This is a genomic window from Ligilactobacillus sp., from assembly GCF_036846325.1.
Classification (GTDB): Bacteria; Bacillota; Bacilli; order Lactobacillales; family Lactobacillaceae; genus Ligilactobacillus.
The window spans coordinates 1-2055 of record NZ_DAIUCE010000176.1; the positions used below are offsets into that span (position 1 = coordinate 1).

General features: G+C 49.7%; 2 protein-coding genes. Both read left to right on the forward strand.

Going from position 1 to position 2055, the window contains the following annotated elements:
* On the forward strand, window positions 1-1025 hold a 1025-nt coding region (locus V7Z60_RS09890; RefSeq protein WP_334117643.1), incomplete at its 5' end, for an L-rhamnose isomerase.
* 18 nt (window positions 1026-1043) lie between these two features.
* On the forward strand, window positions 1044-1862 hold the full coding sequence (gene rhaD, locus V7Z60_RS09895) for a rhamnulose-1-phosphate aldolase (protein ID WP_334117644.1): 819 nt from the start codon (window positions 1044-1046) through the stop codon (window positions 1860-1862).
* Window positions 1863-2055: the final 193 nt, after the last annotated feature.

A 2055-nucleotide genomic window follows, 5' to 3' on the forward strand; every position in this document is an offset into this window, starting at 1 on the left:
TGCATGAGGCAATGAGCCTCATTCCGGGCAGAAAGAATGTTGCCTTGCATACAATTTACGCCGTGACGGACAGGAAGAAGGACCTGGATGAAATCGGGCCGGAAGACTTCAGGTACTGGGTTGACTGGGCGAAGAAGGAAAACGTCGGACTTGACATGAACGGAACCTTCTTCTCACATCCGATGGTCAGAAACAACTTCACGCTTGCTTCACCTGAAAAGGAAGTCCGTGACTTCTGGATTGAGGTCGGCAGGCAGTCAAGAAGGATCGCCAACTACTTCGGAAGCGAACTGGGTCAGCAGTCCGTCAACAACTTCTGGATTCCCGACGGATACAAGGACAATCCGATTGACAAGCTTTCACCGCGTCAGCGTCTGATCGAGTCGCTGGACAGCATTCTTGAGGAGAAGTTCCCGGAGAAAAACACAATCGAAGCTTATGAAGGCAAGCTTTTCGGGACGGGAATCGAATCGTACACGGTGGGCTCCCATGAATTCTATGCCAACTATGCACTGACAAGAGGAAAACTCTGGACGATTGATGCCGGACACTTCCATCCGACGGAAGACGTTTCGGACAAGTTCTCGGCATTTCTTGCATTCGGCAAGGGTCTTCAGCTGCACGTCTCCCGTCCTGTCCGCTGGGATTCCGATCATGTCGTCATCATGGACGACGCCCTGGTCAGAATCACACGCTCACTGGTCAGGGACAACCTGCTTGACAGGACCAATGTCGGCCTTGACTTCTTTGATGCCACGATTAACCGGATTGCTTCATGGGTCATCGGTGCAAGGGCAACGCAGAAGGCATTCCTTCAGGCTCTGCTTACACCGGTTGACGATTTGAAGCATGCAGAAGAGAAGTATGATTTCACGAAGCGTCTGGCAGTGACGGAGGAACTGAAGTCATATCCGTTCGGTGCGGTGTTTGATGAATACTGTCTGAGAAATGGCGTTCCTGTCGGGACAGACTGGTTGAATGAAGTCAGCCGTTATGAAAAGGACGTTCAGTTGAAGAGAAACTAAATCAGGAGGAATTTTAAAATGACATCATTTGCAGAATCAAAATACTTGAAGGACCTTTGCGACATTACATTCAGTTCGTATGAACACGGATGGGATGAAAGAAACGGTGGTAATGTAAGCATCCGCCTGACGGAAGATGACCTGAAGGACTTTGACGACATCAGTGAGATGAAGCGTGAATACGAGCTTGGATTTGACGCATCTGCCGTTTCAGGACAGTATTTCCTTGTTACGGGATCGGGACGCTACTTCAGAAACGTCATCAAGCGCCCGAACCTTGATGCAGGTCTGGTCAGAATCTCTGATGACGGCAGCAGGGCTGAACTTTTCTGGGGATTTGAAGACGGAGCACGTCCGACCTCTGAATTTCCGACTCACCTGATGTCTCACATCGAACGGCTGAAGGCTGACAGCAGCCAGCGTGTCGTGATGCACTGTCATCCGACAAACTTCATTGCCCTTTCATTCACTCAGGAACTTGACGAGCGGAACATTTCACGTCTGCTCTGGAAGATGCAGGCAGAATCGCTGGTTGTCTTTCCTGAAGGCATCGGCATCATCCCGTACATGACGCCCGGAACGAATGAAATCGGCAAGGCAACTGCGGAGAAGATGGCTGACTATCGTGTCGTAATGTGGCCTCATCATGGCATCTTTGCGGTAGGCTCAGATCCTGATGAAACATATGGCCTGATTGAGACCGTTGAAAAGGCTGCATTGATTTACAGCCAGATCTGCGCTCAGGGAGGTTCCATCAAACAGGACATTACGGATGAACAGCTTCATGAACTTGCAGATGCATTTGGCGTGACCGGCAATCCGGCATTTCTTGATTAGGAATATGTTCAGCGGAAAAGAAACTGGGAAAAAACTATGTCTCTGACAAAAGTCCCGGATGATTTGCAGCTAATTGCAAATTTCATCCGGGACTTTGTTTGTGTATGCGACGTTAAATGTGTGCTTTAACCGCAACCAGGAGCTGGAATTTACGGGCTCATGAGCGCTCGGCTCCACACCTTGTCTAAATCGG

Coding starts and splice junctions, on each gene's coding strand:
- rhaD (WP_334117644.1), top strand. CDS start 1,044: ATGACATCATTTGCAGAATCAAAATACTTGAAGGACCTTTGCGACATT.